Consider the following 16,719-nt stretch of genomic DNA (forward strand, 5'->3'; position numbering starts at 1 on the left):
CTGACTATGTACATGAAATATTTCAATAACCATCCCAAAGCCATGGCGCTGATGCTGGCGTTAATCGCAACCAATATTCTCGCCTGGGGACTGGCGTTCTACCTCTTTCACGCCACGCCGTCGCTGCTGGCGGCGAGCCTGCTGGCCTGGTGCTATGGCCTGCGCCACGCAGTGGATGCCGACCACATTGCCGCCATCGATAACGTCACCCGCAAGATGATGCAGCAGGGCAAGCGTCCCTGCGGCGTGGGGGCCTGGTTCTCGCTGGGGCATTCGACGATTGTGGTGCTGGCCTCCATTGCCATCGCCGCCACCGCTACGGCGTTCAGCCGCAATATGGCATGGTTCCACGAAACCGGCGGCACCATCGGCACGGCGGTCTCCGCCTTCTTCCTGCTGGCGATGGCGCTGGTCAACCTGGTTATTCTGCGCGACGTCTGGGGCAGCTTTAACAAAATGAAGCGCGGCGAAAGCGTGCCGGAAACGGTGTCGTTTGCCCGCGGCGGGGTGATGAACTGGCTGTTCCGCTCGGCGTTTCGCCTGGTCACCCGCAGCTGGCACATGTATCTGGTGGGCTTCCTGTTTGGCCTCGGTTTTGATACCGCCACCGAGATCGGGGTGCTGGGGATCTCCGCGGCGGGTGCCTCCAGCGGCATGTCGGTGTGGGCGATCATGGTCTTCCCGCTGCTGTTCACCAGCGGCATGGCGCTGATCGACACCCTCGATAACCTGATTATGGTGGGCGCATACGGCTGGGCCTTCAACAAGCCCCAGCGCAAGCTCTATTACAATATGACCATCACCGGCACCTCGGTGGTGGTGGCGCTGTTTATCGGCGGGCTGGAAGCGCTGGGCCTGCTGGCAGATAAGCTGGGCCTTGAAGGTGGCCTGTGGAACGGCGTCGCGGCGCTGAACGATAATCTCGGCAATGCCGGGTTTATCGTGGTCGGGCTGTTTGTCGCCTGCTGGGTTATCTCGTTAATCAACTACCGCTTTAAAGGCTACGACGCCCTGGTCGTACGCTAACGTCATCGCTGTCCGTTCGTCATGACACTTTTGACGAACGGACCACTCCCCGCCATTTATTCCTCTTATTTTCAATGACTTAATTTTATATTTCAGACTGGCATAGTTAATGTATACCGCTGGGGACATATTACCAACGGAGTAACACCGATGAAGAAAGTCGTCACGGTTTGCCCCTATTGCGCATCGGGTTGCAAAATCAACCTGGTGGTCAATAACGGCAAAGTCGTCAAGGCTGAAGCAGCACAGGGTAAAACCAACCAGGGCGATCTCTGCCTGAAGGGGTATTACGGCTGGGATTTTATCAACGACACCAAAATTCTCACCCCGCGCCTGAAGACGCCAATGATCCGTCGCCAGCGCGGCGGCAAGCTGGAAGCCGTCTCCTGGGACGAAGCGCTGGACTATGTTGCCAGCAAGCTCAGCGCCATTAAGGCTGAGCACGGCCCGGACGCGATCATGACCACCGGTTCATCCCGCGGTACCGGGAATGAAACCAACTACATTATGCAAAAATTTGCCCGCGCGGCAGTCGGCACCAACAACGTCGACTGCTGCGCGCGCGTCTGACACGGCCCATCGGTTGCAGGTCTGCACCAGTCGGTCGGTAACGGCGCTATGAGCAACTCCATTGTCGGCATTGAAAAAGCGGACATGGTCTTTATTTTTGGCTACAACCCGGCGGATTCGCACCCTATCGTGGCGAACCGCGTGATCAAGGCCAAACGCAACGGGGCGAAGATTATCGTCTGCGATCCGCGCAAGATCGAAACCGCGCGCATCGCCGATATGCACCTGGCCCTGAAAAACGGCTCCAACATCGCACTGCTTAACGCGATGGGGCATGTGATTATTGAAGAAGAACTTTACGACCGCGCCTTTGTGGCGGCGCGTACCGAGGGCTTCGAGGAGTATCGTAAGATCGTCGAAGGCTATACGCCGGAATCCGTTGAAGAGATCACCGGGGTCAGCGCGGCGGAGATCCGCCAGGCGGCGCGGATGTACGCGGCGGCTGAAAACGCGGCGATCCTCTGGGGCATGGGCGTGACCCAGTTCTACCAGGGCGTGGAAACCGTGCGGTCGCTCACCAGCCTGGCGCTGCTGACCGGCAACCTCGGCAAACCGTATGCAGGGGTGAACCCGGTGCGCGGACAGAACAACGTGCAGGGCGCGTGTGATATGGGTGCGCTGCCGGATACCTATCCGGGCTATCAGTACATCAATAACCCGGAAAACCGGGCCAAGTTTGCCAAAGCCTGGGGCGTGGATTCACTGCCGGCCCATACCGGGTATCGCATCAGCGAACTGCCTCACCGGGTGGCCCACGGGGAAGTGCGCGCCGCGTACATCATGGGAGAAGATCCGCTCCAGACGGACGCCGAGCTCTCTGCGGTGCGTAAGGCGTTTGAGGGGCTGGAACTGGTCATTGTGCAGGATATCTTTATGACCAAGACCGCCGCCGCCGCGGATGTGATCCTGCCGTCCACCTCCTGGGGTGAGCACGAAGGGGTCTACACCGCTGCTGACCGCGGTTTCCAGCGCTTCTTTAAAGCGGTTGAGCCGAAGTGGGATCTGAAAACGGACTGGCAGATCATCAGCGAAATTGCCACGCGGATGGGCTACCCGATGCACTACAACAACACCCAGGAGATCTGGGATGAGCTGCGTCATCTGTGTCCGGATTTCTATGGTGCCACCTACGAGAAGATGGGCGAGCTGGGCTATATCCAGTGGCCGTGCCGGGACGAGTCCGAGGCCGATCAGGGGACCGATTACCTGTTCGAGAAGGAATTCTCCACCCCGAACGGGCTGGGGCAGCTCTATACCTGCGACTGGGTTGCGCCGATCGACAAGCTGACGGAGGAGTATCCGCTGGTGCTCTCAACCGTGCGTGAAGTGGGGCACTACTCGTGCCGCTCGATGACCGGGAACTGTGCGGCGCTGGCGGCGCTGGCCGATGAACCGGGCTATGCGCAGATCAACACGGCGGACGCCGCACGTCTGGGCATCGAGGATGAAGCGCTGGTGTGGGTGACGTCGCGTAAAGGCAAAGTCATCACCCGCGCGCAGGTGAGCGATCGTCCGAACAAAGGGGCGGTCTATATGACCTATCAGTGGTGGATCGGGGCTTGTAATGAGCTGGTGACGGAGAACCTGAGCCCGATTACCAAAACGCCGGAGTATAAGTATTGCGCCGTGCGCGTGGAGGCGATTGCTGACCAGCAGGCTGCGGAACAGTATGTGATTGATGAGTATCATAAGCTGAAGAAGCATCTTAGGGAGATGGCAATGGGTTGAGGGGAACATGCGGATGCTGTGGTGGTTCCGTTCACCTTGCGTTCGCTGCTTCTCTGTTAACCACGTCGCTCGTGAACGTGCCAGGGGGGCTCGCCGCCTCCCCCCTGGCAACCCCGGCTCCCGGCCAGGAAAATCGCCGCTACGCGGTCCCTTCGGCTTATTCCCTTCGGCTTTCGGGTCGGGGGCGATCCTACATCCCTGTAGGTCGCCCCCTCTCGGCGCGTCCCTGCGCCTCGCCCCGGCCTGCGGTCAACGCCTCAGCGATTTTCAGCCGGACACGGGCATCGCCGTGAGTCATTTATTCTTTTTACGATTCTTCAGTGCTGTGATTTTGCTGGTGCAGGTTTTGTGTTTTGTAGGCCCGTGCAAGCGTAGCGCCGCCGGGCGGGGGCTGGGCTTGGGTGGCGGAATAAGTGGCGGTGGAGGGGGTTCCGTTCACCATACGTTCGCTGCTTCTTTGTTAACCACGTCACCTGTGAACGTGCCAGGGGGGCTCGCCGCCTCCCCCCTGGCAACCCCGGCTCCCGGCCAGGAAAATCGCCGCTACGCGGTCCCTTCGGCTTATTCCCTTCGGCTTTCGGGTCGGGGGCGATCCTACATCCCTGTAGGTCGCCCCCTCTCGGCGCGTCCCTGCGCCTCGCCCCGGCCTGCGGTCAACGCCTCAGCGATTTTCAGCCGGACACGGGCGTCGCTGTGAGTCATTTATTCTTTTTACGATTCTTCAGTGCTGTGATTTTGCTGGTGCTGGTGCTGGTGCTGGTGCTGGTTTTGTGTTTTTGTAGGCCCGTGCAAGCGTAGCGCCGCCGGGCGTGGGCGCAGCACGACATCAACGCCGGGTGGCGGCTTCGCCTTACCCGGCCTACAAAACCAAAAAAACAGCGATGAAGAAATAACAAAAAACAAAGGCCTTACAGCGGCTTCCTGGTCCGGCTGAAAATCGCCGAAGCGTTTCCGGAAGGCCGGGGCGAGGCGCATGGATGCGCCGAGAGGGCATAGCCTGCAGGGATGCAGGCTGGTGCCCGACCCGAAAGCCTGAAGGAATAAGCTGAGGGCACCGCGAAGCGGCGATTTTCTTGCCGGGAGCCGGGATTGTTAAGGGGGCGGCGATAGCCCCCTTAACACGTTCACGGGTGACGTGGTTTACAGAGAAGCAAGGAAAGTATGGTGAACGGAACCACCTCCACCGCCACATGTTCCCCCACCCGACAAACTATCAGAACCGCGTATTCACACTCATAAACCACGTCCGTCCCGGTTCATTATAGGTATACGCCCCCGCACCATACATATACGCCCCCGTCGTCGCATTCCCCGTCGTCTGGGCATTCCCCGCACGCCACTGGCGTTTATCGAAGACGTTATCCACGCCCCCGGTCAGGCTCACGTATTTCGTCACATCCCAGGTCGCGCTCAGGCCGACGATGCTGTACGGGCTCACTTCGTCTTTCTCAGAGCCGCTCACCGGCTGACCTTTGTAGTTGTACTTCTTCGGCTGCTGCTTGCCGTACCAGGTAAAGGTCGACTGCAACGACACATCCTGCTGCACCTGCCAGCTCAGGGTGGAGTTCAGCGTATACTCCGGGATGATCGACAGACGGTCGCCGGTCTCCTTGTTCTTGCTTTGCAGCATATAGGTAATGTTGTTGGTCCAGTTGATGGCGTCGCTGACCGGCACATTCAGGGTGCCTTCCAGCCCTTCAACTACCGCCTTCGGCACGTTTTCCCACTGATAAATATCAGTGCGGGTTCTCCCGGCAGAGGTCTGGCCGATCGGCGCATAGCCCGCTTCAATCTTGTCGCGGTAGTCGTTGCGGAACCAGGTCACGCCCGCCAGCCAGCCGTCGCGTTTCCACTCCAGACCAATCTCTTTGTTGATGCTGGTTTCCGCTTTCAGATCTTCGTTACCCAGCATGTAGCAGCCCACGCCGTCGGCGCTGGCATAGCAGCCCTGGCCCTTGCTGTAGAGCAGGTAGTTCGGGTTGGTCTGGTAGAGGCTCGGCGCTTTATAGGCCCGGGCGATGCCCATCTTCAGGGTGAAATCATCTCCCAGCCCCTGGGAAAGGTTCAGGGACGGGCTCCAGTTGTTGCCGACGATGGAGTGATGATCGAAGCGCAGCGCCGGGGTCAGCATGGTGGTGTCGGTCAGCTCCATGTTGTTTTCAGCGAACAGGGAGAAAATTTCCGCATCGGAGTAAGGGCTGCGATTATCGCTCATTCCCGCAATGGCGCCGCCCTGCAGGGCCTGGCCGTTGGAGGACATATCCTTCATCCGCTGCTGATCCCACTCGGCGCCCAGGGTCAGGTTCTGGTTGACGATAAAGTCGATCGGCAGGTTGATCTCACTGTGCAGCATCACGTCGGAGAGGTCTGTGTCGGTGAACTTATCGCTGTTGAACAGTCCCTCCAGACCGCCCGCCAGCCCCTCGCCGAGACGGGAGTTGCGGGTGTGCTCGTACTGCGCCCAGTTATTGGTGGTGATGCCGTTATCCCAGCCGCCGGTCCAGGTCAGGGCGAAGTTCTGGCGATAGATCCGGTTGGTCTCTTTGCCATAATTTTTCTTCACCAGCCCGTTGCTGCTGTTGTCGTTGTTGGTGTTCTGGGTATCCCCGGCATAGAGGTTGTTCTGGCGGCTGTAGCCCGCTTCGAACTGCAGGGCCTGCATCGGGGCAAACTCCCAGCGCAGCACGCCGTTCACGTCTTTATTCTCCACGCCTTCACGTCCGGCGGGCAGCGTGTCGGCATAGGCGCCGGTACGTTCAGACTGATGGCCCTGGTTGATATCCCAGGCGTCGGCCTGGGTTTTATCCAGGTTGCCATACAGACGGAAGCTGAACGCGTCGCTCAGCGGGCCGCTCAGGCTGAAGTTGGTGCGTTTGGTGGAGCCTTCTTCGTTGTGCTCCGGGGCATTCAGGTAGGTGTTCCAGGAGCCATGCCACTCGTTGCTGACCTTTTTGGTGATGATGTTCACCACGCCACCTGCCGCGCCGTTACCGTAACGCGCCGCCGCCGGGCCACGGATCACTTCGATACGCTCGATCATCTCTGGCGGCACCCAGCCGGTGTCGCCGCGAGTGTCACGCTCGCCGCGCCAGCCCAGACGGATGGAGTTGCGGCTGGTCACCGGCTTACCGTCAATCAGGATCAGGGTGTTTTCCGGGCCCATGCCGCGGATATCAATCTGGCGATTGTTGCCGCGCTGGCCGCTGGTGGAGTTACCGGTCAGGTTAACGCCCGGCATGGTGCGGATGATCTCCGACACATCGCGCGCCGACGGGTTTTTACGGATCTCATCCGCGGTAATGGTGGAGACGCCCGGCGCCTGCAGGTTCTGCTCGGCGGCGGTGATCACCATGGTATCTTCGTGCCCGGCGGTTTCGGCTGCCATCGCAGGCAGTGCCACACCGTAAATTCCCAGATTGACCAGTAAGGTCAGCGAGTGAAGCTTATTATTCATTGTATGTCCTGCTTTTCGATGCCGCATGCCTCATGGCTCCGTCCCGAATGGGTGAGGCGGCGGAAGGATATCGCCCGCAGTCTGCGAAAACCCCTCGATCCTGAGTCAGTACGCAGCGCAGAGCATGGTTATTAACTGTTCGCGCTTCCCACAGCGCGCCCATACGCTATTGCAAATGCAAATAGTTATCAATAATATTATCGATATTGTTTATCTTTAATCAACAATTCAGAACAAATCATGGGGTTGAATCGGTGACGACGCTGGAAACGGGAAGTGATGCCTGGTGGCAGTCGAAACAGGGGCCCGACCGGGTGCGGGAGGGGGATCATTATCGGGTGACGTTCTGCTGGCGCGACCCGCAGGGCACAGAGCAGACCTCGCCGCTAAAAAGGGTCTGGCTCTATATCACCGGCGTGACCGATCACCACCATAACGCCCGCCCCCAGACGCTGGAGCGCATTGACGGAACCGACGTCTGGCAGTGGCAGGGCGAGTTCAGCCCCCACTGGCGCGGCAGCTACTGTTTTATCCCCTCTGAACGCGACGACGACTTTGCGGATGCGGTGTTTGCCAGCGATCCCCCGGACCGCATGGCCCTGCGCGAAGGCTGGCGCAGGCTGCTGCCAAAGGCCATCGCCGATCCGCGTAACCCGCAGCACTGGCGCGGCGGACGCGGCCATCCGGTCTCGGCTCTCGAAATGCCCGAGGCGCCGCTACAGCCTGGCTGGGATCGGCCGGATACCCCGTATCAACCGGCGCAGTGCATCACCTGGCAGAGCGCAAGGCTCGGCAACACCCGCCGGGTATGGATCTTCACTACCGGCGAACAGAATCCGCAGGAACGTCCACTGGCGGTGTTGCTCGACGGGCAGTTCTGGGCCGAGAGCATGCCGGTCTGGCCCGCGCTGACGGCGCTCACCCTCGATGGCCAGCTGCCGCCTGCGGTCTACGTGCTGATCGACGTCATCGACACCGACCATCGCAGCCGCGAGCTGCCCTGCAATCCCGATTTCTGGCTCGCCGTTCAGGAGGAGCTACTGCCGCAGGTGCAGGCGCTGGAGCCGTTCAGCGACCGCGCCGATCGCACCGTGGTCGCCGGGCAGAGCTTTGGCGGCCTCTCGGCGCTCTATGCCGGGCTGCACTGGCCCCAGCGCTTTGGCTGCGTACTCAGCCAGTCGGGGTCGTTCTGGTGGCCACATCGCGGCGGCAAGCAGGATGGCGTGATCATCGAACAACTTAAAAATCAACAACTTTCAGCGCAGGGGCTGCGCATCGTCCTTGAGGCGGGGCGACGTGAACCGCTGATTTTTCGCGCCTGTCAGGCGCTGTATGCCGAGCTACAGCAGACACAGCAGCCGGTTTTCTGGCGTCCGGTGGACGGCGGACATGATGCACTTTGCTGGCGGGGAGGGCTGACGCAGGGGCTGATGACTCTCTGGCAGCCGCTTATTTAATAATGGAGTCTGGTATGGAATTCAGTAACCCCTTCGACGATTCGCAGGGTCTGTTCACCATTGTGCAAAACGCCCAGGATCAGTACAGCCTCTGGCCGCAGCAGTGCGTCTTGCCCGACGGCTGGCACGTGGTGTGTGAGGCACAGTCGCAGGAAGCCTGTCAGCAGTGGCTGGCGGCCCACTGGCAAACCCTGATCCCGGCCCATTTTGCACAGGTGACTCCATGAGCATAAAACACCCTCTCGTGGCGGCCCAGCCGGGGATCTGGATGGCGGAACAGCTCTCCGACCTGCCCAACGCCTGGAGCGTGGCCCACTATGTCGAGCTGACCGGCCCGGTGGATGCGCCATTGCTGGCGAAAGCGGTGGTGGCGGGCATGATGCAGGCCGATACCCTGCGTATGCGGTTTACCGAGGATAACGGCGAGATCGGGCAGTGGGTGGACGAGAGTGCTACCCTGCCGGAACCGCAGATTATCGACCTGCGCCACCACGCCGAGCCGCATGCCGCCGCGTTGGCAACCATGCAGGCCGACCTCAACCAGAACCTGCGCGTCGACAGCGGCCAGCCGCTAGCCTTCCACCTGCTGCTTCAGGTGGCGGATAACCGCTGGTACTGGTATCAGCGCTATCACCACTTAGTGGTGGATGGCTTCAGTTTCCCCGCCATTACCCGACAGATCGCCGCGATTTATCGCGCCTGGTCTAAGGGGGAAACCACGCCGGAATCGCCGTTTACCCCCTTTGCTGAAGTGGTGGAGGAGTATCAGCGCTACCAGCAGAGCGACGCATACGCCCGCGACGGCGCCTTCTGGGCGGAGCAGCGCAGGCAGCTGCCGCCGCCGGTGTCGCTCTCCAGCGCGCCGCTGCCGGGGCGCGCCGCCACAACTGATATTCTGCGACTGAAGCTGAACGCCGATCGCCACGCCTTCAGCCAGCTGGCGAATAACAGCCAGAGCCAGCGCACCGACCTTGCCCTGGCCCTGGTGGCCCTCTGGCTCGCCCGCCTGACAGGACGGATGAGCTACGCCGCCGGGTTTATCTTTATGCGCCGGATGGGCTCCGCGGCGCTGACCGCCACCGGCCCGGTACTGAACGTGCTGCCGCTGGCGGTGAACATCAACCCGCAGGAGACGCTGCCGGAACTGGCCCAGCGCCTGGCCGGGCAGATGAAAAAGATGCGCCGTCACCAGCGTTACGACGCCGAGCAGATCGTCCGCGACAGTGGGCGTGCCGCCAGTGACGAGGCGCTGTTTGGCCCGGTGTTTAACGTCAAGGTCTTCGACTATCAGCTGGATATCGACGGCGTACAGGCGGTGACCCATACCCTCGCCACCGGCCCGGTCAACGATCTGGAGATAGCACTGTTCCCGGACGAGCAGGGCGGGCTGAGCATTGAGATCCTCGCCAATAAACAGCGTTACGACGAGGCCACCCTGGTGCGCCACGTCGAACGCCTGCACGGGCTGCTGGCGCAGTTTGCCGCTAACAGCGACCTGCGCTGCGGCGAGGCCGAAACGGTCTCTGACGCTGAATATCAGCAACTGGAAAAGATTAACCAGACAGCGGTTCCGCTGCCGCCCACCACCCTGAGCGGGCTGGTGGCGGAGCAGGCGGCGAAAACCCCGGACGCCCCGGCGCTGGCCGATGCGCAATACAATCTCACCTACCGCCAGATGCGCGAGCAGGTGGTGGCCCTGGCGCATCTCCTGCGCGAGCGCGGGGTGAAGCCCGGCGACAGCGTGGCGGTGGCGCTCCCGCGTTCGGTATTCCTGACCCTGGCCCTGCATGCCATTGTCGAAGTGGGGGCCGCGTGGCTGCCGCTGGACACCGGCTATCCCGACGATCGCCTGCAGATGATGATCGAGGATGCGCAACCCTCGCTGCTGATCACTACCGACGACCAGAGCCCGCGCTTCGATCATCTGCCGGTGGCGATTCTTAGTTACAACATACTATTGCCTGCGGCGGACGCCACACCTCTGCACCTGAGCAGGCCGGAACAGACCGCCTATATCATCTTTACCTCTGGCTCGACAGGGCGGCCTAAAGGGGTGATGGTGGGCCAGACCGCCATCGTCAACCGCCTGCTGTGGATGCAAAACCACTACCCGCTCACCGCCGCAGACGTGGTGGCGCAAAAAACGCCGTGCAGCTTTGACGTCTCGGTATGGGAGTTCTGGTGGCCGTTTATCGCCGGGGCGAAGCTGGTGATGGCCGAGCCGGAGGCGCACCGCGATCCGCTGGCGATGCAGGAATTCTTCGGGAAATATGGCGTCACCACCACCCACTTTGTGCCGTCGATGTTAGCGGCCTTTGTCGCGTCGCTGACCCCGGAAAATGTTGCCTGCTGCGCCAGCCTGAAGCAGGTGTTTTGTAGCGGCGAAGCCCTGCCCACCGTCCTGTGCCGGGAGTGGGAGCAGCTCACGGCGGTGCCGCTGCATAATCTCTATGGCCCCACCGAAGCGGCGGTGGATGTCAGCTGGTATCCGGCATATGGCCCGGAACTGGCACGGGTGACAGGTAATAGCGTGCCGATTGGTTTCCCGGTGTGGAATACCGGCCTGCGCATTCTGGATGGGATGATGCGCCCGGTGCCGTTCGGCGTGGCGGGGGATCTGTATCTCACCGGCATCCAGCTGGCGCAGGGCTATCTGGGCCGGCCGGATCTGACCGCCAGCCGTTTTATCGCCGATCCCTTTGCCCCCGGTGAGCGCATGTACCGCACCGGGGACGTGGCCCGCTGGCTGGATAACGGCGCGGTGGAGTATTTAGGCCGCAGCGACGATCAGCTGAAAATTCGCGGCCAGCGCATCGAGCTGGGTGAAATCGACCGGGCAATGCTGACCCTGCCGGACGTGGCCCAGGCGGTAACCCATGCCTGCGTCATCAATCAGGCGGCAGATACCGGCGGCGATGCTCGGCAACTGGTGGGCTACGTGGTTTCGGAATCCGGCCTGCCGCTGGATCGCGATGCGCTGTTAAATACCCTTAAAACTCAACTGCCGCCACACATGGTGCCTGTAGTGTTATTGCAGCTCAGTGACCTGCCGCTCAGCGCCAACGGCAAGCTGGATCGCAAGGCGCTGCCACTGCCGGAACTGACGGTTAAAGCCCAGGGGCGCCCGCCGGAAACCGACACCGAATGGACCATTGCCGCGGCGTTTTCCGCCCTGCTGGGGTGTGAGATTAACGACATCGAGGCGGATTTCTTCGCCCTCGGCGGCCACTCGCTGCTGGCGATGCGTCTTGCCGCCAGCCTCAGCCGTCACTTTGCCCGTCAGGTGACCCCCGGCCAGGTGATGGTGGCCCCGACGGTGGGCAAGCTGAGCGCCTTACTGGCATCCGACATCAGCGACGAGCAGGCTCAGCGTCTGGGTTATGAGACGATATTGCCCTTGCGCGAAAGCCACGGCCCGACGCTCTTCTGCTTCCATCCCGCCTCCGGTTTTGCCTGGCAGTTCAGCGTCCTGGCCCGCTACCTGAGTCCGCGCTGGTCGATCACGGGCATTCAGTCGCCGCGCCCGGGGCCGATGCAAAACGGCGCTACCCTGGACGAGGTGATCGAGCACCATCTGGCGACGCTCCGCGCTCAACAGCCGCACGGACCTTATTATCTGTTCGGCTATTCGCTGGGCGGCACCCTGGCCCAGGGGATCGCCGCCCGCCTGCGCGCGCAGGGAGAAGAGGTGGCGTTTCTGGGGCTGCTCGACACTTGGCCGCCCGAGACGCAAAACTGGTCCGAAAAAGAGGCCAACGGCCTGGATCCTGAGGTCTTAGCGGAGATCGAGCGTGAGCGACAGGCGTTCCTCGCCGCCCAGCAGGGGCAAACATCCGGGGAGCTGTTTAGCGCCATCGAGGGTAACTACGCCGATGCGGTGCGCCTGTTGACCACGGCGCACAGCTCGACCTTTGACGGCAAAGCGACGCTGTTTGTCGCTGAACGCACACGAACGATGGATCCCCACAAGGCTTGGGCGCCGTGGGTAGGGGAGTTAGAGGTCTACCATCAGGATTGCGCCCACGTGGAGATCATCTCCCCGCAGGCGTTTGAGCAAATCGGCCCGGTGTTGAAGGAAATATTGGGGTAGCCACAATGCCCGGCGGCGCTACGCTTGCCGGGCCTACGGTTCGTGCCATAAGGGTTTTGTAGGCCGGGTAAGGCGCAGCCGCCACCCGGTATTGAGGCACAGGTTCAGACCGCAGTGGTTTTGTAGGCCGGGTAAGGCGTAGCCGCCACCCGGCGTTTTTCTACCGCCGCCCCAGCGGCACCACCAGCGGTGTGCCTGCCACCGGATCGTCAATAATCATGCAGCGCATGCCGTAGATCCGCTCGATCAGATCCGGGGTGACGATCGCTTTCGGTGCCCCCTCCGCCACAATCTTGCCGTCGCGCAGGGCAATCAGATGGGTGGCATAGCGGCAGGCCTGGTTCAGGTCATGCAGCACCGCCGCCAGGGTAAAGCCCTGGGTGCGGTTGAGGTCGCTCAGCAGCTCCAGCAGATCGATCTGATGGCTGATATCAAGCCAGGTGGTCGGCTCATCCAGCAGCATGATCGACGTCTCCTGGGCCAGCACCATCGCAATCCACGCCCGCTGGCGCTGCCCGCCGGAGAGGGTATCCACGCTCTGCGCCGCCAGGTCGGTAATGCCGGTGGCCTGCATCGCTTTGGCTACCGCCACTTCATCCTCTTTACGCCAGCGGGTAAACAGCGGCTGGTGCGGATAGCGCCCGCGCGCCACTAGCTCCTGCACCGTGATATCCCCCGGCGTGGTGGCGTTTTGCGCCAGCAGCCCGACCCGGCGCGCCACCTCTTTGCTGGCATAACGCTGGATCTGCTCGCCATCGAGATAAACACTGCCGTGCAGCGGCGTCATCAGACGGCTCAGGGTACGTAAGAGCGTCGATTTTCCGCAGCCGTTGGGGCCGATAATGGCGGTAAAGTGGCCGTCGGGGATCGCCACCTGCAGATCCTCGGCCACAATTTTCTTACCGTAGCCAAGGGTCAGATTGTCGCCGCGCAAGCGGGTCAGATTGGCACTCATTTCTTGCGGGACTCCTGAACAAGCAAGACGATGAGGTAGATGCCGCCAAGACTGACGGTCACCACCCCCACCGGAAGTTGATAGGGCATAAACAGCCGCTGGGCGCAGAGATCCGCCGCCAGCAGCAAGAGCGATCCGCACAGCGCCGACTGGGTTAATCCCCAGCGGACGGTGCCGCTCAGGCGGCGGGCGATGTGCGGTGCCACCAGCGCAATAAAGGAGATCGGCCCGGCGATGGCGGTGGCCGCGGCGGTTAACACCACCGCCACCAGCATCAGCATCAGGCGTGAACGCTCGACGCTCACCCCCAGCGCACAGGCGCTGTCATCGCCCATCTCCAGCAGCCGCATGCGCTTCACCAGCAACAGAGCGCAGATAAACATCAGCAGGATCAGCGGGGCGGCGGGCAGGGTTTTGGCCCACGTCAGGCCGTTAAGCGACCCGGCGAACCACAGCCCGGCAGAGAGCGAGGTCTCCAGCGACGCCTGCAGCAGCAGCCAGGTATTAAAGGCCATCAGCATGGCGCGTATGCCGATGCCGATGATGATCAGGCGGAAGGTCTCGATCCCATCGCGCCAGGCAAGCGCCCAGACAATCAGCGAAGTGAGAATACCCCCCGCCATGGCCGCAAGCGTAATGGCCGTCAGGTGCTGACCAAACAGCACCATCGCCACCAGCACGCCGCTCCAGGCTCCGGTGTTAAAGCCCATTACGTCCGGGCTGCCCAGCGGGTTACGCATCAGCGACTGGAAAATCGCACCGCTGATCCCCAGCGCCGCGCCGACCAGCAGGGCCATCATCACCCTTGGCAGTCGCCATTCCGTCACCACCATGGTGATATTGCGCGGCGCGCTGCCGGTGAGGGCGTTAAAGACCTGCGAGAAATCGAGCGTCACCGCGCCGCTTTGCAGGCTGACGATCGCCACGGCGAGACTCACCAGCACCAGCAGCAGGCAACTGAACACTAAACGACGGGAAGGGGCCATCACACTCCACCTCCACGCTTGCGGCGCACCAGGAAAATCAGCACCGGCGCGCCGATAAAGGCGCTGACCACCGATACCCGGAGTTCACCCGGTACCAGCAGCCGTCCCAGGATATCGGCAAACAGTAGCAGGGCAGGGGTGGCAAGCAGGGTGACCGGCAACGACCAGCGGTGATCGGCCCCCACCAGCCAGCGGGCCATGTGCGGCATCATCAGGCCGATAAAGGCGATGGGACCCACCACCGCCGTGGCGCTCCCGCACAATACGGTGATGGTCAGTAATCCCAGAAGCTGGGTGCGCGCCACCCGGCTGCCGAGCGCGGTAGCGGTGTCGCTCCCGAGGCTCAGGCTGTTGAGCGCCCGGCTTAACAGCAGCGCCACGGCGGCGGCGATCAGTACCGGCACGCTCACCACCTGCAACGTTTGCAGGGTGCGGATATCCAGGGAGCCCGCCTGCCAGAAGCGCAGCTGGTCGTAAACGTCCGGGTTGAGCAGGGCGATGCCGTTGGAGAGGCCCTCCAGCACCGCGCCGAGCGCCACGCCCGCGAGCGTCAGGCGCACCGGGCTGAGCTGACCGCCGCCCTGGCTGCCGGTAAAGGCCACCAGCAGCGAGGCGGCAAAGGCGCCGCACAGCGCCATCACCAGCTGTTCGCCGGGAGAGGAAAAGCCAAACAGCGCCGCGCCCAGCACGATGGCGAAGCTAGCTCCGGCGTTAACGCCAAGAATGCCCGGGTCGGCCAGCGGGTTGCGGGTCAGGGTTTGCATCAGCGCCCCGGCGAGACCGAGGGCAGCACCGGCCAGCAGGCCGGCCAGGGTGCGCGGCAGGCGGGCATCCCGCACGATGGTGCAGTCGGCGCTTTGACAGGTAGCGGAGAGGGCATCCACCACCACCGAAAAGGGCAGCGGTTTGGAGCCCACCAACAGGCTGAGGGCAATCGCCAGCGTGAGCAGTAACAGTAAGCCGGGCACGGCAACGGCGCGTGACGCGGAAAGGGAGTACGACATAGCTACGTCCATGATTTGATAATGATAGTAATTATCGTTATCTATCTTATTTAGCTATGTTAGCATGTGCGGCCATGGAATTGGTACAAAAGAAACCATTAAGGCTTTGTAATGACCCGACAATCCTGGCTGCTCAATCTGAGTTTGCTGAAGACCCATCCGGCGTTTCGTGCTGTTTTTATTGCCCGTTTTATCTCTATTTTATCCCTTGGCCTGCTCGGCGTGGCCGTCCCGGTCCAAATCCAGATGATGACCCACTCCAGCTGGCTGGTGGGGCTCTCCGTCACCCTCACCGGCGGGGCGATGTTTATCGGCCTGATGGTGGGCGGGGTGCTGGCGGATCGCTACGAGCGTAAGAAGCTGATTCTGCTGGCACGCGGCACCTGCGGGGTGGGCTTTGTCGGCCTCTGTCTGAATGCCAAGCTGCCGGAGCCGTCATTAATCGCCATCTATGCCCTCGGCCTGTGGGATGGCTTTTTTGCATCATTAGGGGTGACGGCGCTGCTAGCGGCGACGCCTGCGCTGGTGGGGCGTGAGAACCTGATGCAGGCGGGGGCCATTACCATGCTCACCGTGCGTCTGGGATCGGTAATCTCGCCGATGGTCGGCGGTCTGCTGCTCGGCACCGGAAATGTGGCCTGGAACTACGGCCTGGCGGCGGCGGGCACCTTTATCACCACCTTAACCCTGCTGCGGCTGCCCCTGCTGCCGCCTCCGCCCCAGCCGCGCGAGCATCCGCTTAAGTCGCTGCTGGCGGCGATCCGCTTTCTGTTCAGCAACCCGCTGATTGGTGGTATCGCTCTGCTGGGTGGGCTGCTGACGATGGCGAGCGCAGTGCGGGTGCTCTATCCGGCGCTGGCGATTGCGTGGCAGATGAGCGTGTCGCAGATTGGCCTGCTCTATGCCGCCATCCCGCTGGGCGCAGCCTTTGGCGCCCTGACCAGCGGCAATCTGGCGCAGAGCGCGCGTCCGGGGCTGATTATGCTGCTGTCGACCCTGGCCTCGTTTGTTGCCATCGGCTTCTTCAGCCTGATGCCGGTCTGGGCGCTGGGGGTGATCTGCCTGGCGCTGTTTGGCTGGCTGAGCGCGGTGAGTTCGCTGCTGCAATACACCCTGATCCAGACCCAGACCCCGGAGGCGATGCTCGGGCGGATCAACGGCTTGTGGACGGCGCAAAACGTTACCGGCGATGCGATTGGTGCCGCAATATTGGGTGGCCTGGGGGCGATCATGACCCCGGTAGCCGCGGCGAGCAGTAGCGGGTTTGTGCTGGCTATAGTGGGGGCGATATTGCTGGTGGTGCTGGCGGAGCTACGTCGGTTCCGGCAAGAGGTTGCCACGGCGTAACGCGGTGGAATGTGCCGGGTGGCGGCTACGCCTTACCCGGCCTACAAAACCTACACCGGCACGAACCGTAGGCCCGGTAAGCACAGCGCCACCGGGCATCAG

The 16,719-nt window shown here is 62.0% G+C and carries 11 protein-coding genes; 6 read left to right on the top strand and 5 right to left on the bottom strand.

Features of this window, described 5'->3' with window-relative positions; all coding sequences use genetic code 11:
* The first annotated feature begins 12 nt into the window (after window positions 1-12).
* Both FHC51_RS11385 and fdhF read left to right on the top strand, forming a co-directional pair.
* Entirely contained in the window at window positions 13-1,026 is a 1,014-nt protein-coding gene (locus FHC51_RS11385; protein WP_375373821.1) for a HoxN/HupN/NixA family nickel/cobalt transporter, read from the top strand.
* Between the two features lie 150 nt (window positions 1,027-1,176).
* On the top strand, window positions 1,177-3,324 hold the full coding sequence (gene fdhF, locus FHC51_RS11390) for a formate dehydrogenase subunit alpha (protein WP_220435572.1): 2,148 nt from the start codon (window positions 1,177-1,179) through the stop codon (window positions 3,322-3,324).
* Window positions 3,325-4,035: 711 nt separating this feature from the next.
* Here the strand turns inward: fdhF and FHC51_RS11395 are convergent.
* Window positions 4,036-4,299 carry a hypothetical protein gene (locus tag FHC51_RS11395; RefSeq protein WP_220435573.1) on the bottom strand — a complete coding sequence of 88 codons (264 nt, stop codon included), beginning with the start codon at window positions 4,297-4,299 and terminating at the stop codon, window positions 4,036-4,038.
* 238 nt (window positions 4,300-4,537) lie between these two features.
* Entirely contained in the window at window positions 4,538-6,778 is a 2,241-nt protein-coding gene (locus FHC51_RS11400) for a TonB-dependent siderophore receptor (protein WP_114315666.1), read from the bottom strand.
* Between the two features lie 254 nt (window positions 6,779-7,032).
* Between FHC51_RS11400 and fes the strand changes: the two genes are divergently transcribed.
* From fes to entF, 3 genes are read left to right on the top strand one after another with little or no spacing between them, the layout of a single operon-like run.
* Entirely contained in the window at window positions 7,033-8,235 is a 1,203-nt protein-coding gene (fes, locus tag FHC51_RS11405; RefSeq protein WP_220435574.1) for an enterochelin esterase, read from the top strand.
* A gap of 14 nt (window positions 8,236-8,249) precedes the next feature.
* Window positions 8,250-8,462, top strand: a complete 213-nt coding sequence (locus FHC51_RS11410; protein ID WP_103824164.1) for an MbtH family NRPS accessory protein — start codon at window positions 8,250-8,252, stop codon at window positions 8,460-8,462.
* Entirely contained in the window at window positions 8,459-12,325 is a 3,867-nt protein-coding gene (gene entF, locus FHC51_RS11415) for an enterobactin non-ribosomal peptide synthetase EntF (protein ID WP_220435575.1), read from the top strand. Before FHC51_RS11410 ends, entF begins: the two co-directional genes overlap by 4 nt.
* 160 nt (window positions 12,326-12,485) lie before the next feature.
* Here the strand turns inward: entF and fepC are convergent, their stop codons facing one another.
* The 3 genes from fepC to fepD are packed head-to-tail and all read right to left on the bottom strand — an operon-like array spanning window position 12,486 to window position 15,270.
* The gene (gene fepC / locus FHC51_RS11420) at window positions 12,486-13,280 is read right to left on the bottom strand and encodes an iron-enterobactin ABC transporter ATP-binding protein (protein ID WP_114315663.1); all 795 of its coding nucleotides are present in this window, start codon (window positions 13,278-13,280) and stop codon (window positions 12,486-12,488) included.
* Window positions 13,277-14,266: an iron-enterobactin ABC transporter permease gene (gene fepG, locus FHC51_RS11425; RefSeq protein WP_220436683.1), complete on the bottom strand. Its 990-nt coding sequence runs from the start codon at window positions 14,264-14,266 to the stop codon at window positions 13,277-13,279. Before fepG ends, fepC begins: the two co-directional genes overlap by 4 nt.
* Window positions 14,266-15,270, bottom strand: coding sequence for a Fe(3+)-siderophore ABC transporter permease (gene fepD / locus FHC51_RS11430; RefSeq protein ID WP_220435576.1), 1,005 nt, complete (start codon window positions 15,268-15,270; stop codon window positions 14,266-14,268). Before fepD ends, fepG begins: the two co-directional genes overlap by 1 nt.
* A 111-nt stretch (window positions 15,271-15,381) precedes the next feature.
* Between fepD and entS the strand changes: the two genes are divergently transcribed.
* Complete coding sequence (entS, locus tag FHC51_RS11435; RefSeq protein WP_220435577.1) at window positions 15,382-16,617, top strand: enterobactin transporter EntS; 1,236 nt, start codon at window positions 15,382-15,384, stop codon at window positions 16,615-16,617.
* The last annotated feature ends 102 nt before the right edge of the window (window positions 16,618-16,719 follow it).

This window comes from Leclercia sp. EC_58 (assembly GCF_019584355.1).
In the GTDB taxonomy this organism is placed as follows: Bacteria; Pseudomonadota; Gammaproteobacteria; order Enterobacterales; family Enterobacteriaceae; genus Enterobacter.

Bases quoted from the DNA above. Each gene is read 5' to 3' on its own strand.
- FHC51_RS11400 (WP_114315666.1), bottom strand. From the start codon at position 6,778: ATGAATAATAAGCTTCACTCGCTGACCTTACTGGTCAATCTGGGAATT.
- entS (WP_220435577.1), top strand. From the start codon at position 15,382: ATGACCCGACAATCCTGGCTGCTCAATCTGAGTTTGCTGAAGACCCAT.
- fepG (WP_220436683.1), bottom strand. From the start codon at position 14,266: ATGGCCCCTTCCCGTCGTTTAGTGTTCAGTTGCCTGCTGCTGGTGCTG.
- fepD (WP_220435576.1), bottom strand. From the start codon at position 15,270: ATGTCGTACTCCCTTTCCGCGTCACGCGCCGTTGCCGTGCCCGGCTTA.
- fepC (WP_114315663.1), bottom strand. From the start codon at position 13,280: ATGAGTGCCAATCTGACCCGCTTGCGCGGCGACAATCTGACCCTTGGC.
- FHC51_RS11395 (WP_220435573.1), bottom strand. From the start codon at position 4,299: ATGCGCCTCGCCCCGGCCTTCCGGAAACGCTTCGGCGATTTTCAGCCG.
- FHC51_RS11385 (WP_375373821.1), top strand. From the start codon at position 13: ATGAAATATTTCAATAACCATCCCAAAGCCATGGCGCTGATGCTGGCG.
- entF (WP_220435575.1), top strand. From the start codon at position 8,459: ATGAGCATAAAACACCCTCTCGTGGCGGCCCAGCCGGGGATCTGGATG.
- FHC51_RS11410 (WP_103824164.1), top strand. From the start codon at position 8,250: ATGGAATTCAGTAACCCCTTCGACGATTCGCAGGGTCTGTTCACCATT.